Genomic DNA, 25030 nt, shown 5'->3' on the forward strand with positions numbered 1-25030 from the left:
AGCCCCCGGCCTCGGCGCGCCGGCGATCGCGCGAACCCGCCCGCGCCGTCCGGAGCGGGCGTGCACCATGGACATGGAACCGTGCCACCGTCCGCTGGGGTGCCCGAAGCCCCGGCATGGCCTCTCCCGTTGGTGAAGCCCTATCACATCTGCAAGGGCCTTTTTTAAAGCCCTGCGTCGTCCGCCCCCGAGGGCGGGCCGAGCGGCGTTGGGGTGGCCCGTCGTGCCGGGCGGGCTGAGGCCCACGCCGCGGCCCCGGCTGGATGGCCCTTGGGGGGTCCCGCAGGGGAGCGGCAGGGCGGCGGAATTCGGCTGACGGGGGAGGGCGGTGCGTCGGTAGGATTCTTGCATGGATGCGCAACAAGAGCCGTGGGACGCGGAGGCGGCGGAGCGGGCGGTCGTGGTGCTGAAGGCGGTCGCCGACCCCTCGCGGTACCGGTTGCTGTGGGCGCTGAGCGGGCGGGAGCTTCCGGTCAGCGACCTCGCCGCCCTGCTGGGCGCGCACGTGGCGGCGACCTCGCAGCATCTGGCGAAGCTGAAGGCGGCGGGCCTGGTGGTCTCGCGCCGGGAGGGGACGCGGATCTACTACCGGGCGGCCGAGGTGCGTGGGCTGCTGACGGAGGCCGCGCTGATGGCACACGCCCTGCCGGAGCGCGGCGAGGGCGGTGGCAGCGGCGGCACGCCGCCGGCGGCCGCGCTCCAGGAGCAGCCGGCGCGCGCCGCCAGGCTGGGCGCCCGCCGCCCGGCCACCGGTCAGGCGGGCTGACCCGGACCGGGACCGGGGCCGGGCGTCGCCTGGCTCTGCGGTCTCGGCGTGGATCTTCGTGGGGGCGGGCTGTCGCCGCACCGGCGGCCTCGGTGTGGTCCCTCGTCGGGGCGGATCGTCCGCGCGCCCGCGATCTCGGCGCGGTCCCGTTGAGGAGGGCTGTCGTCGGGCTTGCGGTCTCAGTACGGACCCTTGTCGGGGCGGGCCGCCCCCCGCACCCGCCGCCTCAGTGCGGGCCCTCGTCGAGGCGGTACTCCTGGGGCCCGGCGTCGTAGCTGAACAGCTCGGCGTAGCGGCCCCAGTCCGTCGCGGTCTCCAGCTGCCGGTCGACCTGCTCGCTCGTGTAGTGGTGGGCGAGCAGGTCGCGGAAGAAGCCGGCCCGGACGGCGGCGCCGTCGCGGCCGCGCAGGCCGTTGGTGATCAGCCTGACCAGTGGCACCTCCAGGGCGGCGGTCGCGAAGATGGCCTTGGACCGCTGGACGTCGGCGTCGGCGAAGGCGGTCCCGGTGTCGGTGAGGAACAGTTCGTCGCCGCTGATCCCGGCGAAGCCGAGCAGGTCGAGGGCGTCGACCTGGGGGAGCATGTCGTCGATGTCCAGGCCCAGTTCCTCCGTGAGGTCGGCCAGGTCGCAGCGGCCGCCGCGGTGGGCGATCATCTCGGCGAGGCCGGAGAGGCCGTCGACGGTGGCGGTGGGCAGCGGGGTGTTGGCGACGGTCCGCCGGTCCGTCCGGACGGCCTCGCCGCGGCCGGGCAGGCGGGTCTCCTTGGGGCGGCCGGTCATGATCCGGTAGACCCGGTCGACGAGTTCGTCGAACGCGGGCGAGTCGCGGTCGCGCGGGCGGTCGAGGCGGACCTCGACGGTCTCGCGGATGGTGCCGTACGGGCGGGAGCCGAGGACGACGATGCGGTCCGCCATCAGGACGGCCTCCTCGATGTTGTGGGTGACCAGGACGACGGCGCGGGTGGGGAACTGGCCGGACTCCCACAGCTCCATCAGCTCGCCGCGCAGGTTCTCGGCGGTGAGGACGTCGAGGGCGGAGAACGGCTCGTCCATCATCAGCACGTCCGGCTCGACGACGAGGGCACGCGCGAAGCCGACGCGCTGGCGCATGCCGCCGGAGAGCTCTTTGGGGTAGGCGGACTCGAAGCCGTCGAGGCCGATCAGGTCGATGGCCCGGCCGGCGGCCTCGGCGCGTTCGCGGGGGTTCACACCGCGGGCCTCCAGGCCGAGTTCGACGTTCTGCCGGACGGTGAGCCAGGGCAGCAGGGCGAAGGTCTGGAAGACCATCGCGGTGCCGGGGTTGGCGCCGTTCAGCGGGGTGCCGCGGTAGGAGACGGTGCCGGAGCTGGGCGGGAGGAGACCGGCGAGGCAGCGCAGCAGGGTGGACTTGCCGGAGCCGGACTTGCCGAGCAGGGCGACGATCTCGCCGGCGCGGATCTCCAGGTCGATGCCGGACAGGACGGGCAGTTCACCGTCGGCACCGGCGTAGGTCTTGGTCAGGCCGACGGTCTCCAGCAGCACCTCGCCGTCGACGGGACGGCCGGCGGGCACGGCGGGTACGGCGGTAGGGGCGACGTCGGCGGTAGTGCGACGGGCGAGCAGGGTCTTGAAGCTCATGGGAGTTCCTCCGGGCGGATTCGAGAAGGAGCGGGTTCAGAGCGAGTAGCGGCGCTCGGCCAGCCGCTGCAGGCGGCGCCAGAACAGGCGGTTGAGGACGACGACGTACAGGCTCATCACGGCGACCCCGGCGAGCAGGTGCGGGTGGTCCCCGCGCTCGGTGGCCCCCGCGATGTACGCGCCGAGGCCGGTCGCGGTGAGCGTGGTGCCGCCGAAGGTGACCACCTCGGAGACGATCGAAGCGTTCCAGGCGCCCCCGGACGCGGTGATGCCGCCGGTGACGTAGGCGGGGAAGATGCCGGGGATGATCAGCCGGCGCCAGCGCTGCCACCCTCGTACGCCGAGGTCGTCCATGGCCTCGCGCAGGTCGGTCGGGATGGCCATGGCCCCGGCGATGGTGTTGAACAGGATGTACCACTGGGCGCCGAGGGCCATCAGGACGATGCCGCCGACGTCGATCGACAGGCCGGTCCTGAGCAGCAGCCAGACGACCAGCGGGAACAGGAAGTTGGCCGGGAAGCTGGCGAGGACCTGGACGACCGGCTGGGCGACGCGGGTGAGCCCGGGGGAGAAGCCGATCTTCACCCCGATCGGCACCCAGACCAGGGTGGCCACGGCCACCAGGACGACGACCCGGGCGAGGGTGGCGAGGCCGAGCAGCAGCGGTTCGCCGAGCACGCCGAGGCCGGTCTCGTCGTCCAGGTAGCGGCCGAGGTCGACCACGCCCCAGAGGATCAGGCCGCCCGCGACCAGGCCGAAGGCGAGGTCCCCGGCGCGCCGCCGGCCGGGGTGCGCGGTGAGCGGGCGGTCGTCGGTGCCCAGCAGCCGTCCGGCGCGGGAGAGCGCCCGCCCGGCCGGCCGCAGCAGGCGGCCGAGCAGCTCGGGCCAGTGCGAGCGGCGCAGCAGGTCCAGGACGACGGAGCGCTGGATCTCGGTGGCCTCGGACTGCTCGTTCTTGAACCGCTCCGCCCACGCGGTGAGCGGGCGCCAGAACAGGAAGTTGACGGCGATCACCATGACGGCCATCGCGACGATCGCCCAGCCGACCCGGCCGAGGTCGCCGTCGGCGATGGCAGCGCCCGCGTAGGAGCCGACGCCGGGCAGCGCGTACTTCTCGTTGTTGACGCTGATCGCCTCGGAGGCGACCAGGAAGAACCAGCCGCCGCCGAAGCTCATCATCCCGTTCCAGACCAGGCCGATCATGCCGGCGGGCACCTCGACCTTCCAGAACCGCATCCACCGGGTGAAGCGGAACGAGCGGGAGAGCTCGTCGAGTTCGCGCGGCAGCGAGGTGAGCGACTGGTGGAAGCCGAAGGTCATGTTCCAGGCCTGGGAGGTGAAGATGGCGAAGACCGCCGCGCACTCCAGGCCGAACACGGAGCCCGGGAACAGGGCGAGGAAGCCGGTCACCGCGACGGTCAGGAAGGCCAGCACCGGGACGGACTGGAGGATGTCGAGGGCCGGGATCAGGACGCGTTCCAGTCGGCGGCTCCTGGCCGCGGCGTAGGCGTACCCGAAGGTGAAGACCACCGACAGGCCGAGCGCGGCGAACATCCGCAGCAGCGAGCGCGCCGCGTCGTACGGCAGTCGCAGCGGATCGGTGTCGACGTCGGCGTGCTGTCCGGTGGAGAAGCGGACGGTGGTGCCCTGCCCGACCCGCAGGGCGAGGTAGAACAGCACCAGGACGGCCGCGGCGACGACCGCGTCCACCCAGGTCAGCCGGGACAGGCGGGACAGGCGGTCGCCCACCCGGGCGGGCAGCGAGGCCCGGGAGGCGGGCGGGGTGGGCTTCAGCGAGGACATGACGAGGTACCTCCGGCGCGCGCCGGGCGGCCCGGGCCGCGACAGGGCGGCCCAAGGGCGGGGGAGGCGCACGTGGGTGAGCGGGCACGGGCCCGAAGACAGGACAGGACGGAACGGGGCGCGCGGCGGGTCACACGCGCGATGCGGACGCCTCGGACTCGTGACCGCACTCCGGGTGGGCGGCGGCGCGGCAGCCGGCGTCCGGCTCGCCGCCGGGATGCGGCGCCCGGTCGAGCAGCCGTCCGGCCGGGCGCAGCACCAGGTGCACGCCGAGCACCATGAGGGTGCCGAGGACGGCGAACTCCAGCTTGCCGGCCGCGGCCAGCACCCCGACGGCGGCCGAACACCACAGCGTGGCGGCGGTGTTGAGGCCGCGGACGCCGGCGCCGTCGCGCAGGATGACGCCGCCGCCGAGGAAGCCGATGCCGGAGACGACGTACGAGGCGACCCGGGTGGGACTGGCGGCGTCGCCGACGGCCTCGCTGTAGAGGACGAACAGGGTGGCACCGGCGGCGACCAGGGCGTTGGTGCGCAGGCCGGCCAGCCGGGCCCGCCATTGGCGCTCGACGCCGATCAGCGCGCCGCAGGCGACGCCGGTGGCGAGCCGGACCAGGAATTCGACGGTGGTCAGGGTGTGCACGAGGGCACCTCCTCGGAGGCCGGATCGGTGCGCCGATCCGGCCGGGAGTGGGTGGGGCCCGGCCTCGGACACCCGGCGGCGATCCCCCCCGCACGACACGGCACAGCACGGCGCGCCAGGGCACGCCGCAGCGGCAAGTGTGCTCTCAGGAAGGGGAGTTACCGCGTGCCGGAGGCGTACGAGGGCAGGCGGGGGCAGGGGTGGGGGCAACTGTGGCCCGGACTGCTGCAATCCATGTCTCTCGCCTCCTCCCGGCCTGCGCACTCGGCGGTGCGTCCGTTCGAACTCCGACCAGCATAGGTCCCCGCCGGAGCCATACTTGCCTACTTGGTAGAATCTTTACCTTCTGGAGCGGCAAGAGGCCCGCCCGCACGATGGCGGACGGGCCTCGACGGACGGGCCCTGCGGGCGTCGCGGACGTGCTCAGCCGTGCACCGGCATCGACATGTACACCGCGCGCCGCCCGTAGGAGGCGGGGACGGCCACCTCCTTGTGTGCGCGGTAGCCGATGATCCGCAGCAGGATGTCCGCGCCGCGCACCGCGACCATCGAGATCCGCTCGAAGCCCAGCTCCTCCGCCCGCGCCCGGAAGTACCGCATGAACTCCAGCGCGACGTTGCGGCCGCGCAGGTCCTCGGCGATCACCAGGTCGTGCACGTGCAGGTTGCCCGACTCGAACGCGGCGTCCTCCGCCCGGTCGAGGTCCGGGCAGTGCAGCGGCGGGTACGGCAGGCTCAGCAGGTAGCCGCGGACGGTGCCGTGCTGCTCCAGCACGAAGCAGGTCCCCGGCGAGTGGAGAGCGCGGGACTGCAGCGCCTCCCGGCCCTCGGAGAGGCCGTCGGCCGCGTAGGCGTCGTGCTCCAGGGCGACGACGGCGTCCCAGTCCTCGTCGGTCAGCCGCCGGATCAGGAAGGCGTCCTCGCTCACTCGGCCGCCCCGTCCACCGCGGCCGCCCCGTCCTCGGCGGCCCCGTCCAGGCCCTCCGCGCGGGCGGCGGCCACCATCCCCGCCCAGGCCCCCACCAGCACCGCCCAGCGCTCGGCGTCCGCCCGCGCCTCGTCCAGCAGCTGCTCGCGCTTCCCGGCCACCACGTCCGCCAGCTCGGTGTACTTGCCGCCCAGTTGGCGGTAGCAGCGGTCCAGGACGTCCAGGCAGTGCTCGTTCCCGGTCCGGTCCCAGTCGACGCTGCCCCGCACCAGGCCGAGGATCGGCTCGACCTTCAGCCCGTGCTTCTCGTCCAGCATCCCGCGGCCGAGGTCGATCATTCCGCCGTAGACGGGGTACAGGTACAGCATCGAGAGCAGGAACTTCACGAACCGCAGCTGGTAGTTGACGAAGCCGGCGCCGATGCGGCGTTCGGGCGTGTAGTAGTTGACGATGTGGCGGTTGTGGATCACGCCGGGCAGCCGGGAGTGGACCAGGGCGTGCAGCAGGGCGTAGTCGCTGCCGATGGTGTCGGTCGAGGGCAGCAGCGGCAGCACCTCGTAGGCCCGGTGGTCCAGGGCGATGTTGCACATGTAGACGTCCCAGATGTCGGGCACGCCCACCACCGAGTCGTCGGTGTCGAACGCCTCGTGGCCGGCGCCCTTGAAGGAGACGTCCACCATCGCGTCCCGGTCCTCGTCCGGCCACACCGGCGGGGTCCACAGGCGCACGATCTCGCGGTAGACGGCCGGGTCCAGTTCGAGGATCTCGCCGATGTCCACGTTGAGTTCGCCGATGAAGGAGCCGCTGACCAGCATCACCGGCTTCTCCGCGTCGGCCGGGTCGAGCTCGGAGCGGGAGACGTCGGCCGCCACCTCGCCGGCGGGCCGGCCGATGGAGAGCAGCTCGTGGTGGATCGGGAACATCTTCTCGCCGTCGACGACCTGGTAGTCGAAGTCGTCGTTGCGCAGGTGTGCCGAGGTGCAGCCCAGCGCGGCCGCGCCCAGGAACAGCCGGTTGACGCAGGACCCGTACGCGACGGCCGGCGGGAGCATCAGCTCCAGCAGCAGCTCGGGGTCGGCGCCGCCGGCGCGCTCGCTCACCCGGCGCAGGAACTCCCGCTGCCGCGCGTTGCCGAGGTGGTGCACGACCACGCCGGGCGTGGGGGTCAGCGAGGCCACGGCGTCCGCGTTCTTCGCGAAGTCGGCGTCGTCGGTGGTGTCGAGGACGAGGAGGTGCACCTCGACGCCGAAGGTCGCGACGGCGTAGGCCGCCTCCTCGGCGAGGTCCACGATGGTGCCGGGGCAGGGACGCATGGTGGGCAGGGCGAGGCAGACTCGTTGCATGGTGGTGGGGTTCTCCGTCTGGGACGGCTCACTCAAAGCCGCGGTGAAGTGGTCGAGTCGAGGGCTTCGATGAGTCCCGGGCGGTGTCGGGTACCGGGTCGCGGGGGACCGCCGGACTCGTGGGGATGACCTTGTTGGCACCAAGGTGGACTAGACCAACTTCGGTGTCAACGAGATGCTTTGAGCGAACGGCCGACGCCCCCCGACACTGCCCGAACGGGCAGGCGCCGCTTGCCCCGCCCTCGCGCGGCGGCCGGGACCGCGGTCACCTGTCGGCCTGCCTGCCATGGGCATGGCTACGGAGGGTGGCATATCTCCGGTTGATTTTACGGAGAGTCGCGATTTCCGAATTGGTCGACCGTCGGCGAACTTCCGGCTCTCCGGGGTGGTACGGACCCTCGCGGCGGCCCCTGACCTGGGCGTACTGGCCGGAACCGATCGCCTGCGGCCGAATGTGGTGGACAAATCGGACGAGGAGACCGTTCGCCCAGGTCGGAGCGGTGTTTATGGAGGTGAATCGAGGGGTCGGTCGAGGGTTGCCCGGTCAACTACCTTGGGGTAGGGTCTGACTGAAAGTTAGAAACGATCACGGGGGATCAAATCAGGACTTCATCGGGCACGTAGTTGTGCTCGATCGGTGTGTCGACATCGAAGCTCACGAATGTCGCACCCTTTCGCCGGCGAGGTCGGTTCGCGCTGCCCAGGAAGCGGCCGGACCGATGGAATGCCGGGGGGTGCGGTGGTGTGGGCTCGGGGTGGCGGACCCTGTCAAAGGGGTGTCCGCACTCCTGTACTCCCGCGGTCGCTTCCACGACTGCCGACGGTTCCGTGAGGGGCCGCCGGCCGAACGGAAAGAAGCCGAGCGCCGTGGGTACTGTCCGAGTCGACGACGGATTGTGGTGCCGTCGTTTCCATCCAGCACCGCAGGCCGTTTCGCGGCTGGTCTGTTTCCCGCACGCGGGCGGCTCGGCTCCCTTCTTCCGTCCGGTGTCGGCGAGGCTGGCCGGCCGCACGGACGTGGTGGCGGTGCAGTACCCCGGCCGCCAGGACCGGCGGCTCGAGCCGTGCGTCGAGGACGTCCACGAGCTGGCCGACCGCCTCCACGAGGTCCTGCGTGAACAGACCGACCTGCCGCTGACCCTGTTCGGCCACAGCATGGGCGCCTCGGTCGCCTTCGAGGTCGCGCGCCGCCTGGAGCGGGACGGGCACCGTCTGGACCGGGTCTTCGTCTCCGGCCGGCGGGCGCCGTCCCGTCCCGGCCACGACGAGCAGGTCCACCTGCGCGACGACGACGGCATCGTGGCGGAGATGAAGGAGCTGAGCGGCACCGACCCCTCGGTGTTCGCCAGCGAGGAGATCCTGCGCATGGTCCTCCCGGCCCTGCGGGCGGACTACCGCGCCGCCGAGACGTACCGCGCCGAGCCCGGCGCCTCGCTGGCCTCCCCGATCACCGCGCTGACCGGCGACGCCGACCCCCGGACCCCGGTCGACGACGCCGGCGCCTGGCGGGACCACACCTCGGGGGACTTCCGGCTGGAGGTGTTCCCCGGCGGACACTTCTTCCTCACCGAACGCCCGGCCGACGTGCTGAACGTCCTCGCGGAGCATCTGAACGGATAGCGCGCGGCGGTCCCGACCGCTTTCATCGGCACCGGCCGGAATTCCCTCCGGTCGCGCGCCATTCACCACTCCGGAGTTCCCCGGGGCATTTTCGCGACGGATTCCCGACGGCTGTTCGATGAAATTCATGAGGCCGCCATCCCGAAAACATTCCTGTCCCGATTGCGGAATAGGCTGAACTGATTCCTGCCAGAGCTGTCCTCGCGTGCCCGGAAACGGCCCGAGGAATCGATTCCGGCTGCCTCCCTCCGGCGGCCGATTCCGGGCCGGCCCCTGCCGCCGCGCCGACCGGTGCCCGAGACGGGCGCGTTTTTCCCTGAACTATGGAGATCTGGTGACCGGTAGCGTGCTGTCGAAGAACCCGACGAACGGCGTGGACCCCCGCGCGCTCGACCGGGGCGAACCCGTCGCCGTCGTCGGGATCGCCTGCCGCTTCCCGGGAGCCGGTACGCCGGAGGAGTTCTGGCAGCTGCTCAGGACCGGCACGGACGCCGTCACCGAAGCCCCCGAGGGGCGCCTGCCGTCCGGCCGCGGCGCCGACCGGCCGCGCGGCGGCTTCCTGGCCGAGGTCGACCGGTTCGACGCCGCCTTCTTCGGCATCCCCGCCGCCGAGGCCGCCGCCATGGACCCGCAGCAGCGGCTGATGCTGGAGCTGGCCTGGGAGGTGCTGGAGCACGCCGGCATCCCGGCGGCACGGCTCGACGGCACCGGCGCCGGGGTCTTCGTCGGCGCCATCGCCGACGACTACGCCACACTGACCCGACGTCAGCCCGACCGGGCAGGCGCGTACGCCCTGACGGGCCTGCACCGCAGCATCATCGCCAACCGGATCTCCTACCGGTTCGGCCTCAACGGGCCCAGCATCGCCGTGGACACCGGACAGTCCTCCGCCCTGGTGGCCGTCCACCTCGCCTGCGAGAGCCTCTGGCGCGGCGACACCGACACCGCGCTCGCCGGCGGGGTCAACCTCAACCTCCTCGCCGACACCACCGCCACCGTCGCCCGCACCGGCGCGCTGTCCCCCGACGGCCGCTGCTACACCTTCGACGCCCGGGCCAACGGCTACGTCCGCGGCGAAGGCGCGGGACTGGTCCTCCTCAAGACCCTCTCCCGCGCGCAGGCCGACGGCGACACCGTCTACGCGGTCATCCGCGGCGGCGCGGTCAACAACGACGGCGGCGGCGACACCCTCACCACCCCGAACGGCGGCGCCCAGGAAGAGGTGCTGCGACTCGCCTACGCCCGCGCCGGCGTCGCCCCGGCCGAGGTCGGGTACGTCGAACTGCACGGCACCGGCACCCCCACCGGGGACCCGGTCGAGGCGGCCGCCCTCGGCGCCGTCCTCGGCGCGGACCGGGAGCCGGCCGACGCACTGCCGGTCGGCTCGGTGAAGACCAACATCGGACACCTCGAAGGCGCGGCCGGCATCGCCGGTCTGATCAAGGTGGTGCTGGCCCTGCACCACCGGGAGCTCCCGCCCAGCCTGAACCACGAGACGCCGAACCCCCGGATCCCGCTCGACCGACTGGGCCTGCGGGTCAACACGGCGGCCACCCCGCTGCCGCGCACCGGGACGCCGCCGGTGGCGGGCGTCAGCTCCTTCGGCATCGGCGGCACCAACTGCCACCTGGTGCTCTCCGGCGCGGCCGAGGACTCGACGGCCGGGAACGCGACGGGCGGGGACGCGACGGCCGGGGAGCCCGGGCAGCCCGCACCGCACCCGGCACCGCTGCCCTGGCCGCTGTCCGGCCGCGACCAGGCGGCCCTGCGCGCCCAGGCCCGACGCCTCGCCGACCACCTCGACGGCCGGCCCGACGCCGACCCGGCCGACATCGCCCTCACCCTGGCGACCACCCGGACCCACCTGGAGCACCGGGCCGTCCTGCTCGGCTCCACCGTCGAGCAGTTCCGCCGCGGCCTCGACGCGCTCGCCGCCGGCGAACCCGCCCCGGACCTGGTCACCGGCACGACCGCGGCCGGCACCGACGGGCCGGTCTTCGTCTTCCCCGGCCAGGGCAGCCAGTGGACCGGCATGGCCGCCCGGCTCCTCGACACCTCGCCCGTCTTCCGCCGGCAGATCGACGCGTGCGCCGAAGCCCTCGCCCCCTACGTCGACTACTCCCTGACCGCCGTCCTGCGCGACGAGCCGGACGCCCCGTCCCTCGACCGCGCCGACGTCGTCCAGCCGGTCCTGTTCGCCGTGATGGTCTCGCTCGCCGAACTCTGGCGCTCCCACGGCGTGCGGCCGGCGGCACTGATCGGCCACTCCCAGGGCGAGATCGCCGCCGCCTGCGTGGCCGGCGCGCTCTCCCTCGACGACGCCGCCCGCGTCGTCGCCCTCCGCAGCCGCGCCCTCGTCGCCCTCGCCGGCCGGGGCGGCATGATGGCCGTCCCGCTTCCGGCCGACGAGGTCGCCGAGCGGCTGCTCCCCTACCCGGGCCGCCTCTCCGTCGCGGCCGTCAACGGCCCCCGCTCGACCGTCGTCGCGGGCGACACGGACGCCCTCGACCACCTCCTCGCGGTCTGCCTGGCCGACGACGTCCGGGCCAAGCGCATCGCCGTCGACTACGCCTCCCACTCCGCCCAGGTCGAGGAGATCGAGGAGCAGCTGGCCGAACTGCTGGCACCGATCACCGCCCGCAGCACCGACATCCCCTTCTACTCCACCCTCACCGGCGGACCGCTGGACACCGCCCGGCTGGACGCCGGCTACTGGTACCAGGGGCTCCGGCACGTCGTCCGCTTCCAGGACGCGCTCGACGCCGCCTTCGACGCCGGCCACCGCACCCTCGTCGAGATCAGCCCCCACCCCGTCCTCACCCTCGGCATCCAAGAGAGCGCCGAGGCCGCGGGCGCGGACGTCCGGGTCACGGGCACCCTGCGGCGCGACGAGGGCGGCCACGACCGCTTCCTCACCGCCCTCGCCGAGGCGCACGCCAACGGCACCACTGTCGACTGGCACACCGTCCTCGCCGGCCGCGGCGCCCGACGGACCGCGCTCCCCCCGTACCCGTTCCAGCGCGAGCGCCACTGGATCGGCGAGTCCGCGACCCCCGGCACCGAGGCGCGGACGAGCGTCCCCGCGCTCGTCGGCCGGCTCTCCGAGGCGCCCGAGGCGGAGCACGAGGAACTGCTGAGCACGGCGGTCCTCGCGCAGATCGAGGCCATCCGGGGAACGGCCCTCCCCGACCGCCGGGACGCCCGGACCACCTTCAAGGAACTGGGTCTGGACTCCCTGGGGACGATGGACCTCACGGCCCGGCTGACGGCCCTCACCGGTCTCCGGCTCCCGTCCGGCCTGCTCTTCGACCACCCGACGCCCCCCGCCCTGGCCCGCCACCTGCTGCGGCTGCTGGCCGACGCGGCGGCCCCGGTGGTCGAGCCGACCACGCCGACCGCGCCGACCGCGCCGAACGTGTCCACGGGGCTCTCCGACGACGCGATCGTCATCGTGGGCATGGCCTGCCACCTCCCCGGTGGGGTCCGCTCGCCCGAGGACCTCTGGCGGCTGGTGGCGGACGGCACGGACGCCATCACCGACTTCCCGGGCGACCGCGCCTGGGAGCAGGACGGCCAGGACACCGACTACACCCCGCGCGGCGGCTTCCTGCACGACGCCGGCGAGTTCGACGCGGACTTCTTCGGGATCTCGCCGCGCGAGGCGCTGGCGATGGACCCGCAGCAGCGCCTGCTGCTGGAGACCTCCTGGGAGGCCTTCGAACGGGCCGGCATCGACCCGGACACCCTGCACGGCAGCCGGACCGGCGTGTTCGTGGGAGCGATGTCGCAGGAGTACGGCCCCCGGCTGAACCAGCCGGTCGAGGCGGTCGCCGGCCACGTCCTGACCGGCAACACCGCGAGCGTCCTCTCCGGCCGCGTGGCGTACGTGTTCGGGCTTGAAGGCCCGGCGGTGACGGTGGACACGGCGTGCTCGTCCTCGCTGGTCGCGCTGCACCTGGCGGCGCAGGCGCTGCGCGCCGGTGAGTGCGACCTGGCGCTCGCCGGCGGAGCGACCGTCATGGCCAACCCGGGCATGTTCGCCGAGTTCTCCCGCCAGGGCGGGCTCTCCTCGGACGGCCGGTGCAAGGCGTACGCCGACGCGGCGGACGGCACGGGCTGGGCCGAGGGCGTCGGCGTGCTGCTGGTGGAGCGGCTGTCGGACGCGGTGGCCAACGGCCACGAGGTGCTGGCGGTGGTGCGCGGTTCGGCGGTCAACCAGGACGGTGCGTCCAACGGTCTGACCGCGCCGAACGGCCCGTCGCAGCAGCGCGTGATCGGCCAGGCGCTGGCGAGTGCCGGGCTGTCCGCGACGGACGTGGACGCGGTCGAGGGCCACGGGACGGGAACCCGGCTGGGTGACCCGATCGAGGCGCAGGCGCTGCTGGAGACGTACGGCCGGGGCCGCTCGGCGGGCGAGCCGCTGTGGCTGGGGTCGTTGAAGTCGAACGTCGGTCACACGCAGGCGGCCGCGGGTGTGGCCGGTGTGATCAAGATGGTGATGGCGATGCGGGAGGGTGTGCTGCCGCGCACGCTGCACGTGGACGAGCCGTCGCCGCACGTGGACTGGTCGGCGGGTGCGGTCGAGCTGCTGACGGAGGGCCGGGCGTGGCCGGAGGTGGACCGTCCTCGGCGTTCGGCGGTGTCGTCCTTCGGGATCAGCGGGACGAACGCGCACGTGATCCTGGAGCAGGCCGCGCTGCCCGTCGAGGAGACCGTCGAGGAGGCCTTCGGGCTCCCTGTCGTCCCGGTGGTGCTGTCGGGTAAGTCCGAGGAGGCGGTGCGGGAGCAGGCTGCGGCGCTGTTGGAGCGGGTGCGCGGGGGTGAGGCGCGGGCGCTGGACGTGGCGTTCTCGCTGGCGACGTCGCGTTCGGCGTTCGAGCACCGGGTGGCCGTGGTGGCGGCCGATCGTGAGGAGCTGCTGTCTCGTCTTGGCGAGCTGGTCTCGGGGTCGGTCGCTGTTTCGTCGCCGAGCGCCGGGCGTCTTGGCATGGTGTTCTCGGGTCAGGGTTCGCAGTGGCCGGGGATGGGTCTGGAGTTGAACGGCTTCCCGGTCTTCGCGCGGGCGTATGCCGAGGTGTGTGCGGAGCTGGGGGTGGAGCTGCCGTCGGATGAGGGCATCCACCGCACGGGGTTCGCCCAGCCGGCGATCTTCGCGCTTGAGGTCGCTCTCTTCCGGTTGTTCGAGTCGTGGGGTGTGTCCGCCGGTGTTCTGGCGGGTCACTCGGTGGGTGAGATCGCGGCCGCGCACGTTGCCGGTGTGCTCTCGCTCAAGGACGCGTGCGCCCTGGTGGTGGCGCGTGGTCGGCTGATGCAGGCGCTGCCCGAGGGCGGCGCGATGGTGGCCGTCGGCGCTCCCGAGGCCGACGTTCGGGAACTGCTCACCGACACCGAGGGTGTGTGGGTGGCGGCCGTGAACGGCCCGTCGTCACTGGTCATCTCCGGCGAGGAGGAGCAGGTCCTGGCCGTGGCGGCCGCTGCGGCGGAGCGGGGCTTCCGGACCCGTCGTCTGACGGTCAGCCACGCCTTCCACTCGGGTCTGATGGATCCGATGCTGGAGGAGTTCAACACCGTCGTCTCGGGCCTGCGCTTCGAGGAGCCGACCGTTCCCCTGGTGTCGACCGTGACCGGTCGGGTGGAGACGGAGCTGTGGACGGATCCCGCCTACTGGGTGCGTCAGGTCCGCGAGGGCGTGCGTTTCGCCGACGCCGTGACCACCATGCTGGAGCTGGGCACCGGAACCTTCCTGGAGGTCGGCCCCGACGCCGTGCTGTCCGGGATGGTGGCCGAGTGCCTTCCGCAGGACGGCCCGGCGCGCGCCGTGGTCCCGTCCCTGCGCCGTGACCGTGACCAGGCCCGTTCCGCCGTCGAGGCGCTGGCCCGTTTGCATGCGGCCGGCACCCCGGTCGACTGGGACGCGCTCTTCCAGGGCACCGGCGCTCGCCGGATCGACCTGCCGACCTACGCCTTCCAGCGCCGCCGCTACTGGCTGCACGCGGCGGGAGCCGCAGGCGAGGTGGGTGCGGCGGGTCTCGCGGCGTCCGACCACCCGCTGCTGGGCGCCGCCGTGACGCTCGCCGCTTCCGGTGAGGTGCTGCTGACCGGCCGCCTCTCCCTTGCCACCCACCCGTGGCTGGCCGACCACACCGTGCTCGGCGACGCCGTCGTTCCCGGCACGGCCCTGCTGGAACTGGCGCTCCGGGCGGGCGAGGAGGCCGACTGCGCGTCGGTCGAGGAACTCGTCATCCAGACCCCCCTGGTGCTGCCCCCGACCGGCGGCATGCTGCTCCAGGTCTCCGTCGGGAAGCCGGACCGGGCCGGTCTGCGCCCGGTCGAGATCCACTCCCGGCCCGAACGCGGCGACGACGGGCTGCCCTGGACGCTCAACGCCGCGGGCACGCTCGCCCGGCCGCAGGCCGAGTCGCCGGAGGGCCTCACCGAGTGGCCCCCGGTCGGCGCGACCGAGGTCGCGATCGACGGGCTGTACGACCGCCTCGCCGAACTCGGCTTCACCTATGGCCCGACGTTCCAGGGCCTCCGCCGGGTCTGGCGGGACGGCGACCGCACCTTCGCCGAGGTCGAACTGCCGACCGAGCACACCGGCACCGTCTTCGGCCTGCACCCCGCGCTGCTGGACGCGGCCCTGCACGCGGTCGCGTTCGGCTCGCCCGACCTGCCGTCCCACGGCACGCTGCCGTTCTCCTGGAACGGCGTCCGCCTGCACGCCGGTTCCGCCTCCACGCTGCGGGTGCGGTTCACTCCCGCCGCCGGCGGGGCGGTCTCCCTCCGCGTCGCCGACGAGTCCGGCGACCCCGTCGCCTCGGTCGACGGCCTCGTGCTGCGCCCGGTCAGCGCCGAGCGCCTGCGGGCCGCCCGGACGGCCTTCCACGAGTCGCTCTTCCGGGTCGGCTGGTCGGCGGTGCCGAGTCCCGCCCCCGCGGCGGCGGCGCACGCCGTGATCGGCCGTCCCGTGGCGGACGGAGCCGAGGCCTTCACCGACCTCGCCGCCCTGGCGCGGGCCGTCGACCTCGGCCGGCCCGGCCCCGAGGTGCTGCTGCTCACCGTCGACGCGGGTGCCGAACCGGGTGCGGGTGAGAGCCCCGAGGCGGTCCGCGGTGCGGTCCGTAGCCTGCTGGCCGGGCTGCAGGAGGCCCTGGCCGACGAGCGGTTCGGCACGGCCACGATCGCCGTGGTGACCCGGAACGCGGTCTCCACCGGCGGCGAGACGCCGGACCTGCCGCACGCCGCCGTGTGGGGGCTCGTGCGGGCCGCCCAGACCGAGCACCCGAACCGGATCGTCCTGCTCGACCTGGACGACGAGGACTCCTCGGCCGCCGCGGTTCCGGCCGCGCTGGCCTCCGGCGAACCGCAACTGGCCGTCCGGGCGGGCGAGCTGCTCGTACCGCGGCTCGGCCGGGTGCCCGTCGGGGACGGCGCCCCGGCGACCTTCGGGCCGACGGGCACCGTCCTGCTGACCGGGGCGACCGGAACCCTCGGGGCGCTGCTGGCCCGCCACCTGGTCACCGAGCACGGGGTGCGGCACCTGCTCCTGCTCAGCCGTCGTGGGCCCGCCGCGCCGGGCGCGGCCGAGCTGGTCGACGAGTTGGCCGCACTCGGCGCGACCGCGGAGGTGGCGGCCTGCGACGCGGCCGACCGGTCCGAGCTGGCCGCCGTCCTCGCGGCGATCCCCGCCGACCGCCCCCTCGTGGGCGTCGTGCACGCCGCCGGTGTCCTCGACGACGGGGTGGTGGAGTCCCTCACGCCCGAGCGCGTCGACGCGGTCCTCCGCCCGAAGGTCGACGCGGCCTGGCACCTGCACGAGCTGACCGCGGGCCTGGACCTGCGGGCGGTGGTGTTCTTCTCGTCGATCGCGGGCGTCATCGGGAACGCGGGGCAGGGCAACTACGCCGCCGCCAACGCCTGCCTGGACGCGCTCGCCCAGCGGCTGCGTGCCCGGGGCGTCCCCGCCACCTCGCTGGCCTGGGGCCTCTGGGACCAGGACGGCGGCATGTCGGGCAGCCTCGACCGGGCCGGCGTCGACCGGCTCGCCCGTGCGGGCCTGCTCCCGCTGAAGGCCGCCGAGGGCCTGGCGCTGTTCGACCTGGCGCTCGGCGGCTCCGACGCCGCGGTGGTGCCCGCCCGGCTCGACCTCGCGGCCCTGCGCACCCGACCGGACGGCAGCCCGGTCCCCGTCCTGCTCAGCGGCCTGGCGCCGGCCCCGGCCCGCCGGACGCCCGCCGCCGGGCGGAGGGGAGCAGCTCCGCTGGCCGAGCGCCTGCACGCCGCCGCCCCCGCCGAGCGCGAGCGCCTGGTCCTGGACCTGGTCCGGACGGAGGCCGCGGCGGTCCTCGGCCACGCGTCCAAGAACGCGGTCACCGAAGGCCGGGCGTTCAAGGACCTCGGGTTCGATTCGCTGGCGGCCGTCGAGCTGCGCAACCGGCTCGGCGCGGCCACCGAACTGCGCCTGCCCAGCACCCTGCTGTTCGACTACCCGACCCCCGGTGACCTGGTCGCGTTCCTGTGCGGCGAGATCCTGGACGAAGCCGCTCCCGCGGTGGAGCCGGTGGTTGTGGGTGGCTCGGTTGTGGGTTCGGTCGTGGGTGGGGTGGAGGAGCCGATCGCGATCGTGGGGATGAGTTGCCGTTACCCGGGTGGGGTGCGGTCGCCGGAGGGGTTGTGGCGGCTGGTTGCGGAGGGTGTGGACGCGGTTTCGGGGTTCCCGGTGGATCGTGGGTGGGATCTGGGGGCGTTGTACGACCCGGATCCGGATGCGCGGGGGACGTCGTATGCGCGGGAGGGTGGGTTCCTGCACGAGGCGGCGGAGTTCGACCCCGGGTTCTTCGGGATCTCGCCGCGTGAGGCGCTGGCGATGGACCCGCAGCAGCGGCTGCTGCTGGAGACGTCGTGGGAGGCCTTCGAGCGGGCCGGGCTCGACCCGGAGTCGCTGCGGGGCAGCCGGACGGGCGTGTTCGCCGGCGTGATGTACCACGACTACGCGACGCGGCTGGCGAACATCCCGGACGGTTTCGAGGGCTACCTCGGCAACGGCAGCGCGGGCAGTGTGGCGTCGGGCCGGGTGTCGTACGTGTTCGGCTTGGAGGGGCCGGCGGTGACGGTGGACACGGCGTGCTCGTCCTCGCTGGTGGCGCTGCACCTGGCGGCGCAGGCGCTGCGCTCGGGTGAGTGCGACCTGGCGCTGGCCGGTGGTGTGACGGTGATGTCGACCCCGGCGACCTTCGTGGAGTTCTCCCGGCAGCGCGCGCTGGCGGCGGACGGCCGGTGCAAGGCCTTCTCCAGCACCGCGGACGGCACGGGCTGGGCCGAGGGCGCGGGCATGCTGCTGGTCGAGCGGCTGTCGGACGCGGTGGCGAAGGGGCACAACATCCTTGCCGTGGTGCGTGGTTCGGCGGTGAACCAGGACGGCGCGTCCAATGGTCTGACCGCGCCGAACGGTCCGTCGCAGCAGCGGGTGATCCGGCAGGCGCTGGCCAACGCGCGGCTGACGACCGAGGACGTGGACGTGGTCGAGGCGCACGGGACGGGGACCCGGCTGGGTGACCCGATCGAGGCGCAGGCGCTGCTGGCGACGTACGGTCGCGAGCGGGACGCCGAACAGCCGCTCTGGCTCGGCTCGTTGAAGTCGAACGTCGGCCACACGCAGGCTGCCGCCGGTGTGGGTGGCGTGATCAAGATGGTGATGGCGATGCGGGAGGGCGTCCTGCCGCGGACCCTGCACGTCGAGGAGCCGTCGCATGAGGTGGACTGGGACTCGGGTGCGGTGGAACTGCTGACCGCGGCGCGGGCGTGGCCGGAGACGGGTCGGGTGCGTCGTTCGGCGGTGTCCTCGTTCGGTGTGAGCGGGACCAACGCGCACGTCATCCTGGAGCAGGCCGCCCAGCCGGTCGAGGAGGCGCCCGGCGAGGTCGTCGGGCTCCCCACCGTCCCCGTCGTGGTCTCCGGGAAGTCCGGGGAAGCGGTGCGAGCGCAGGCGGCCGCGCTGCTGGAGCGGCTCGGGTCGGACGACGAACTCGCCCTGCTGGACGCCGGGTTCTCGCTGGCGACCTCGCGTTCGGTGTTCGAGCACCGGGCCGTCGTCCTGGCGGCGGAGCGTGGCGGACTCCTCGCCGGTCTCACCGGGCTGGCCTCGAGTGAGGAGCCGTCCAACGGCCTTGTCTCGGGCGCGGGTTCGGTGGGTTCGGGTGCGGTGTTCGTGTTCCCGGGGCAGGGGTCGCAGTGGCTGGGGATGGCGGCTGAACTCCTGGATTCGTCGGCGGTGTTCGCGTCGCGGATGGGGGAGTGCGAGCGGGCGTTCGAGGGTCTGGTCGACTGGTCGCTGACCGAGGTCGTGCGTTCCGAGGACGAGGCGTGGCTGGGCCGGGTCGACGTCGTGCAGCCCGTTCTGTGGGCGGTGATGGTTTCCCTGGCGGAGGTGTGGCGCTCGTTCGGCGTCGAGCCGGCCGCCGTGCTGGGCCACTCGCAGGGTGAGATCGCCGCTGCGGTTGTCGCGGGTGGTCTGTCGCTGGAGGACGGGGCCCGGGTGGTGGTCCTGCGGTCGCGGGCGATCGGACGTGAACTCGCGGGTTCGGGCGGGATGGTGTCCGTCGCGGTCTCCGTGGACGGTGTGCGGGATCTGCTCCTGGAGTGGGCCGGTGAGGGCGTCTCCGTCGCTGCGGTGAACGGCGCGGCCTCGACCGTCGTGTCGGGTCCGGCGGAGCCGCTGGAGGCGTTCACCGTCTGGTGCGAGGCGCGCGAAGTCCGGGTCCGCCGTATCCCGGTGGACTACGCCTCCCACTCCTCGATGGTGGAGGTCCTGCGCGACGGCCTCGCCCAGGACCTGGCCGGCATCACGCCGGTGACGGGCACCGTCCCGTTCTGGTCGACGGTCACGGGCGGTTTCCTGGACACCTCCGCCCTCGACGCCGGGTACTGGTTCACGAACCTGCGCCAGACGGTGGAGTTCCGTGACGGCGTCGAAGGACTCCTCACGGCCGGTCACGGCCTGTTCGTGGAGGTGAGCTCCCACCCGGTGCTCGTCCCCGCGATCGAGGAGGTCATCGGCGAACACGGCCCCGACGTCCAGGCCGCCGCCGTCGGCACCCTGCGCCGCGGTGAGGGCGGCCTCGCCCGCCTGACGGCCTCCCTCGGGCAGGCCTTCGTCCACGGCGCCCCCGTCACCTGGCCGACCCTGTTCGAAGGCACCGGCGCCCGTCGCGTCGACCTGCCCACCTACGCCTTCCAGCACCGCCGCTACTGGCTGGACGCCCCCAGCCGGACGAGCGACGCGACCGACCTCGGCCTCCGCACGGACGACCACCCGCTGGTCGGCGCCATGGTCGAGCTGGCCGACGGGGACGGCGCGCTGTTGACCGGACGGCTGTCGCTGTCCTCCCAGCCCTGGCTCGCGGACCACACCGTGTTCGGCGTCGGCATCGTCCCGGGCACCGCGCTCGTGGAACTCGCCATGCACGCCGGGCGCCAGGTCGGCTGCCCGGAGCTCGACGAACTCACCCTCGCGGCGCCGCTCGTCCTCGGGGAGAACGACGGAACGCGCCTCCAGGTGTCGGTCGGCGAGCCCGACGACACCGGCCGGCGGACCGTCCGCCTCTACTCCCGGCCGGACGGCGGCGCGGGCGACGCCGAACCGTGGACCAGCCACGCGAGCGGCCTGCTGGCTCCCGCCGGGGCCGGGACGCTCGGCGAGGGCCCGGCGGTGTGGCCGCCGACCGGTGCCGCGCCCGTCGACGTCGACGAGCTCTACCACCGGCTGGGACTCCACGGCCTGGAGTACGGGCCGTCGTTCCGGGGGCTGCGCGCGGTGTGGCGCCGGGACGACGAGATCTTCGCCGAGGTGGAGCTGCCCGAGGCGCTGCGGGCCGACGCGCCCGCGTACGGCCTGCACCCGGCGCTCCTGGACGCGGCCCTGCACGCCCTCGGGCCCGACGTCCTGATCGCGGACGCCTCCTCCGTCCGGCTGCCGTTCTCCTGGAACGGGGTACGGCTCGGAACGGCCGGCGCCTCGGCACTCCGCGTCAGCCTGCGCCTGAACCACCCCGAGGACGTGTCGGTCCTGGTGACCGACGGCAGCGGCACGGTGGTGGCGGCGGCCGAGTCGCTCGCGATCCGCCCGGTCGCGGCAGCCCGGCTCGCCGGCGCCCGGCGGAACGGCCGGGACGCCCTCCTCCGACTCGACTGGCCCACCACGGCCGTCGTCGCCGACCCGCAGGCCGGGCCGGGAGCGTCCGGCGGCTGGGCGGTGCTCGGCGCGGACGACCACGGCATCGCGACCGCGCTGGCCGCGGCCGGACACCCGGTGACGGGCCACCCCGACCTCGCGGACCTGCGCGCCGGACTCGACCGGGGCGCACCCGTCCCCGCCACCGTCCTCGCGCTGTGCACGGTCGCGAACGGCGCGGACCGGGCGGCCGAGACCCGCGACGCGGTGCGCCGCGCCCTCGACCTCGTGCAGGCCTGGCCGGCCGAGGAGCGCCTGGCCGGTTCCACCCTGGTCCTGGTCACCCGGGGAGCGGTCACGGTCGGCCCCGACGACACCGAACCCGACCCGACCCGGGCCGCCGTCTGGGGGCTGGTCCGCTCCGCGCAGAGCGAGAACCCGGGCCAGTTCGCGCTGCTGGACCTCGACGACAGCCCGGCCTCGCTCGACGCCCTTTCGGCGGCGCTGCTCGCGGGCGAACCCCAGCTCGCCCTCCGGCACGGCGCAACGCACGTTCCCCGCCTGGTCCGGTCCGAGCCCGCCGCCGAGAACCGGCCCTTCGCCTTCGACCGGGACGGAACGGTGCTGGTCACCGGTGGCGTCGGCACCCTCGGCGCCCTGGTCGCCCGCCACCTGGTGTCCGCGCACGGCGCGCGCCACCTCGTGCTCACCGGCCGCCGTGGCCCGGACACCCCGGGAGCGGCCGAACTGGTCGAGGAACTCGAAGGGCTGGGCGCGGCGGTGGCCGTGGTCGCCTGCGACGCGGCCGACCGGACGGCCGTGGCGGACCTGCTCGCGGGAATCCCCCCAGAGCACCCGCTCACCGTCGTCGTGCACGCCGCCGGGCTGCTGGACGACGGGATCATCGCCGCGCTGACGCCCGAGCGGATCGACCGGGTGTTCCGCCCCAAGGTGGACGCCGCGCTCCACCTCGACGAACTGACCCGGGACCACGACCTCGCCGCCTTCGTCCTGTTCTCCTCCCTCGTCGGTACCGCGGGGGTGGCAGGCCAGGCCAACTACGCGGCCGCCAACGCCTTCCTCGACGCGCTGGCGCAGCAGCGGCGCGCCCGCGGCCTCGCCGCCACCTCCCTGGCCTGGGGCCTCTGGGAGGAGCCGGGCGGCATGACCGGCCACCTGGACCGGTCCGACCTGATGCGGCTCGGCCGGATCGGCGTCGCCCCGCTGCCCGCCGACGAGGGCCTCGCCCTCCTCGACGCCGCGCTGTCCGCGGACGAGACCGTCCTGGTCCCGGCGCGGCTGAACACCGCCGCGCTCCGGCTGCGCCCGGAGGACCGGGAGGCGCTGCCGGCGGTCCTCCGGGACCTGGCACCGCCCGCCGCGCCCCGGACCACGGGCGCGCCCGCGGAGACGACGGCCGGCCTGTCGCTGGCGGACCGCCTGGCCGCGGCCCCCGCCGACGAGCAGGAGCGCATCGTGCTGGAAGAGGTCCGGCGCCACGCCGCCGGCGTCCTCGGGTACGCCCCGACCGACTCCGTGGCGGCCGACCAGGCGTTCAAGGACCTCGGTTTCGACTCCCTGACGGCGGTGGAACTGCGCAACCGGCTGAACCGGGCGACCGGGCTGCGCCTCCCGGCCACGCTGGTGTTCGACCACCCGACCCCTCGGGAGATCGCCGACCACCTGCGGGCGCAGCTGCTGGACGAGGAGACCGAGTCGACGCCCGTCCTCGGTCGGCTCGACCGCCTCCAGGGCGACCTCGTCGCGCTGGAGGCGAGCGAGGCGGAGCGCGCGCAGATCACCACCCGCCTCGAAGCCCTGCTCGCCGAGTGGAAGGCCGCGGCGAACCGCGCCGACGACGAGGACGAGATCGAGATGGCGACGGCCACGGACGACGAGATGTTCGCGCTGATCGACAAGGAGCTCGGGCTCTCCTGACGCAGTAGCCCGCCCACCGACCCCCACTGACCGCCGCGAGCTGGAGAAGTTTCATGCAATCGACCGAGGAGAAGCTCCGCGACTACCTCAAGCGGGTCACCACCGACCTGCGCGAGGTCAAGCACCGCCTGCGCGTCACGGAGGAGCGGGCGCGGGAGCCGATCGCGATCGTGGGGATGAGCTGCCGCTATCCGGGCGGCGTGCGCTCGCCCGAGGACCTCTGGCAGCTCGTCGCGAACGGCGTGGACGCCATCTCCGGGTTCCCCACCGACCGCGGCTGGGACCTCGAACGGCTGTACCACGCGGACCCCGGACACGCGGGCACCTTCTACGCCCGGGAGGGCGGGTTCCTGCACGAGGCCGCGGAGTTCGACCCGGCGTTCTTCGGGATCTCGCCGCGTGAGGCGCTGGCGATGGACCCGCAGCAGCGACTGCTGCTGGAGACGTCGTGGGAGGCCTTCGAGCGCGCCGGCATCGACCCGGCGTCGGTCCGAGGCAGCCGGACGGGCGTGTTCGCCGGTGTGATGTACCACGACTACGCGTCCCGGTTCGAGACCTCGCCCGAGGACATCGAGGCCTACCTGAGCAGCGGCAGCGCGGGCAGTGTGGCGTCGGGCCGGGTGTCGTACGTGTTCGGCCTGGAGGGGCCGGCGGTGACGGTGGACACGGCGTGCTCGTCCTCGCTGGTGGCACTGCACCTCGCGGTCCAGGCCCTGCGCCGGGGCGAGTGCGCGATGGCGCTGGTCGGCGGTGTGACGGTGATGTCCACGCCCAGGACGTTCATCGAGTTCAGCCGTCAGCGCGGCCTCTCCGCCGACGGCCGGTGCAAGGCGTTCGCGGACGCGGCGGACGGCACCGGCTGGGCCGAGGGCGCGGGCATGCTGCTGGTCGAGCGGCTGTCGGACGCGGTGGCGAAGGGCCACAACGTCCTTGCGGTGGTGCGTGGTTCGGCGGTGAACCAGGACGGTGCGTCGAACGGTCTGACCGCCCCGAACGGTCCGGCGCAGCAGCAGCTGATCCACGACGCCCTGGTGGACGCCGGGCTGCCCGCGCAGCACGTCGATGTCGTCGAGGCGCACGGCACGGGGACCCGGCTGGGCGACCCGATCGAGGCCCAGGCGCTGCTGGCGACGTACGGTCGCGAGCGGGACGCCGAACAGCCGCTGTGGCTCGGCTCGTTGAAGTCCAACATCGGCCACGCGCAGGCGGCTGCGGGTGTGGCGGGTGTGATCAAGATGGTGATGGCGATGCGGGAGGGTGTGCTGCCGCAGACCCTGCACGTGGACGAGCCGTCGCGTGAGGTGGACTGGGCCTCGGGTGCGGTGGAACTGCTGACCGAGGCGCGGGCGTGGCCGGAGACGGGTCGGGCGCGCCGTTCGGCGGTGTCGTCGTTCGGTGTGAGCGGGACGAACGCGCACGTGATCCTGGAGCAGCCGGAGGCGGCCGCGCCGGTCGTCGAGGAGGCTGCGGTCACGCTTCCGGTGGTGCCGGTGGTGCTGTCGGGCAAGTCGGAGGAGGCGCTGCGCGGGCAGGCCGCCGCCCTGCTGGAGCGGGTGCGCGGCGGCGAGGTCCGGGCGCTGGACGCGGGGTTCTCGCTGGCGACGTCGCGTTCGGTGTTCGAGCACCGGGCCGTGGTGGTTGCGGGTGGCGAGGGCGAACTCGCCGACGGCCTGTCCGAGTTGGCTTCGGGTGGGGTGCTGTCCGGTCGGCTTGCGGCTGGTGCTGCCGAGGGTGCGGTGTTCGTGTTCCCGGGGCAGGGGTCGCAGTGGTTGGGGATGGCGGCCGAACTGCTGGATTCGTCGGCTGTGTTCGCGTCGCGGATGGCGGAGTGCGAGCGGGCGCTCGCGGGTCTGGTGGACTGGTCGCTCGTCGAGGTCGTGCGGTCGGAGGATGAGGGGTGGCTGGGCCGGGTCGATGTCGTGCAGCCGGTGCTGTGGGCGGTGATGGTCTCGCTGGCGGAGGTGTGGCGTTCGTTCGGCGTTGAGCCGGCCGCTGTGGTGGGGCATTCGCAGGGTGAGATCGCCGCTGCCGTTGTCGCCGGTGGTCTGTCGCTGGAGGACGGGGCCCGGGTTGTGGTTCTGCGTTCGCGGGCGATCGGGCGCGAGCTCGCGGGTTCGGGCGGCATGGTCTCCGTTGCCGTGGGTGTGGACGGTGTGCGGGATCTGCTTGGTGAGTGGGCCGGTGACGGTGTCTCCGTCGCTGCGGT

The 25030-nt window shown here is 73.8% G+C and carries 8 protein-coding genes and 1 pseudogene; 4 read left to right on the top strand and 5 right to left on the bottom strand.

Annotation, left to right across the window (positions count from 1 at the left end):
* Positions 1–349 precede the first annotated feature (349 nt).
* Positions 350–766, top strand: coding sequence for a metalloregulator ArsR/SmtB family transcription factor (locus tag AB0N76_RS25450; protein ID WP_363560656.1), 417 nt, complete (start codon positions 350–352; stop codon positions 764–766).
* 226 nt (positions 767–992) lie between these two features.
* Here the strand turns inward: AB0N76_RS25450 and AB0N76_RS25455 are convergent, their stop codons facing one another.
* The 5 genes and pseudogenes from AB0N76_RS25455 to AB0N76_RS25475 all read right to left on the bottom strand — a co-directional run bounded on the left by AB0N76_RS25455 (position 993) and on the right by AB0N76_RS25475 (position 7097).
* The gene (locus tag AB0N76_RS25455) at positions 993–2384 is read right to left on the bottom strand and encodes a nitrate/sulfonate/bicarbonate ABC transporter ATP-binding protein (RefSeq protein ID WP_363560658.1); all 1392 of its coding nucleotides are present in this window, start codon (positions 2382–2384) and stop codon (positions 993–995) included.
* Positions 2385–2420: 36 nt separating this feature from the next.
* Positions 2421–4187, bottom strand: coding sequence for an ABC transporter permease subunit (locus AB0N76_RS25460; protein WP_363560660.1), 1767 nt, complete (start codon positions 4185–4187; stop codon positions 2421–2423).
* Positions 4188–4395: 208 nt separating this feature from the next.
* Positions 4396–4827 (bottom strand): annotated as a pseudogene (locus AB0N76_RS25465) (MgtC/SapB family protein); the annotation flags it as partial.
* Between the two features lie 423 nt (positions 4828–5250).
* A complete protein-coding gene (locus AB0N76_RS25470) occupies positions 5251–5754 on the bottom strand; it encodes a GNAT family N-acetyltransferase (RefSeq protein WP_363560662.1) in 504 nt (167 codons plus the stop codon).
* Positions 5751–7097, bottom strand: a complete 1347-nt coding sequence (locus tag AB0N76_RS25475) for a DUF6271 family protein (RefSeq protein WP_363560664.1) — start codon at positions 7095–7097, stop codon at positions 5751–5753. Before AB0N76_RS25475 ends, AB0N76_RS25470 begins: the two co-directional genes overlap by 4 nt.
* An 867-nt stretch (positions 7098–7964) precedes the next feature.
* On the opposite strand from AB0N76_RS25475, the gene AB0N76_RS25480 reads away from it, so the two are divergent.
* The 3 genes from AB0N76_RS25480 to AB0N76_RS25490 all read left to right on the top strand — a co-directional run.
* Positions 7965–8717, top strand: coding sequence for an alpha/beta fold hydrolase (locus AB0N76_RS25480; protein ID WP_363560666.1), 753 nt, complete (start codon positions 7965–7967; stop codon positions 8715–8717).
* A 334-nt stretch (positions 8718–9051) separates the two neighbouring features.
* Positions 9052–22824 (top strand): type I polyketide synthase, encoded by a 13773-nt coding sequence (locus AB0N76_RS25485; protein ID WP_363560668.1) that lies wholly within the window; start codon positions 9052–9054, stop codon positions 22822–22824.
* Between the two features lie 53 nt (positions 22825–22877).
* A partial coding sequence (locus tag AB0N76_RS25490) for a type I polyketide synthase (protein ID WP_363560670.1) occupies positions 22878–25030 on the top strand: 2153 nt, incomplete at its 3' end.

It is taken from the genome of Kitasatospora sp. NPDC093806, assembly GCF_040683335.1.
In the GTDB taxonomy this organism is placed as follows: domain Bacteria; phylum Actinomycetota; class Actinomycetes; order Streptomycetales; family Streptomycetaceae; genus Kitasatospora.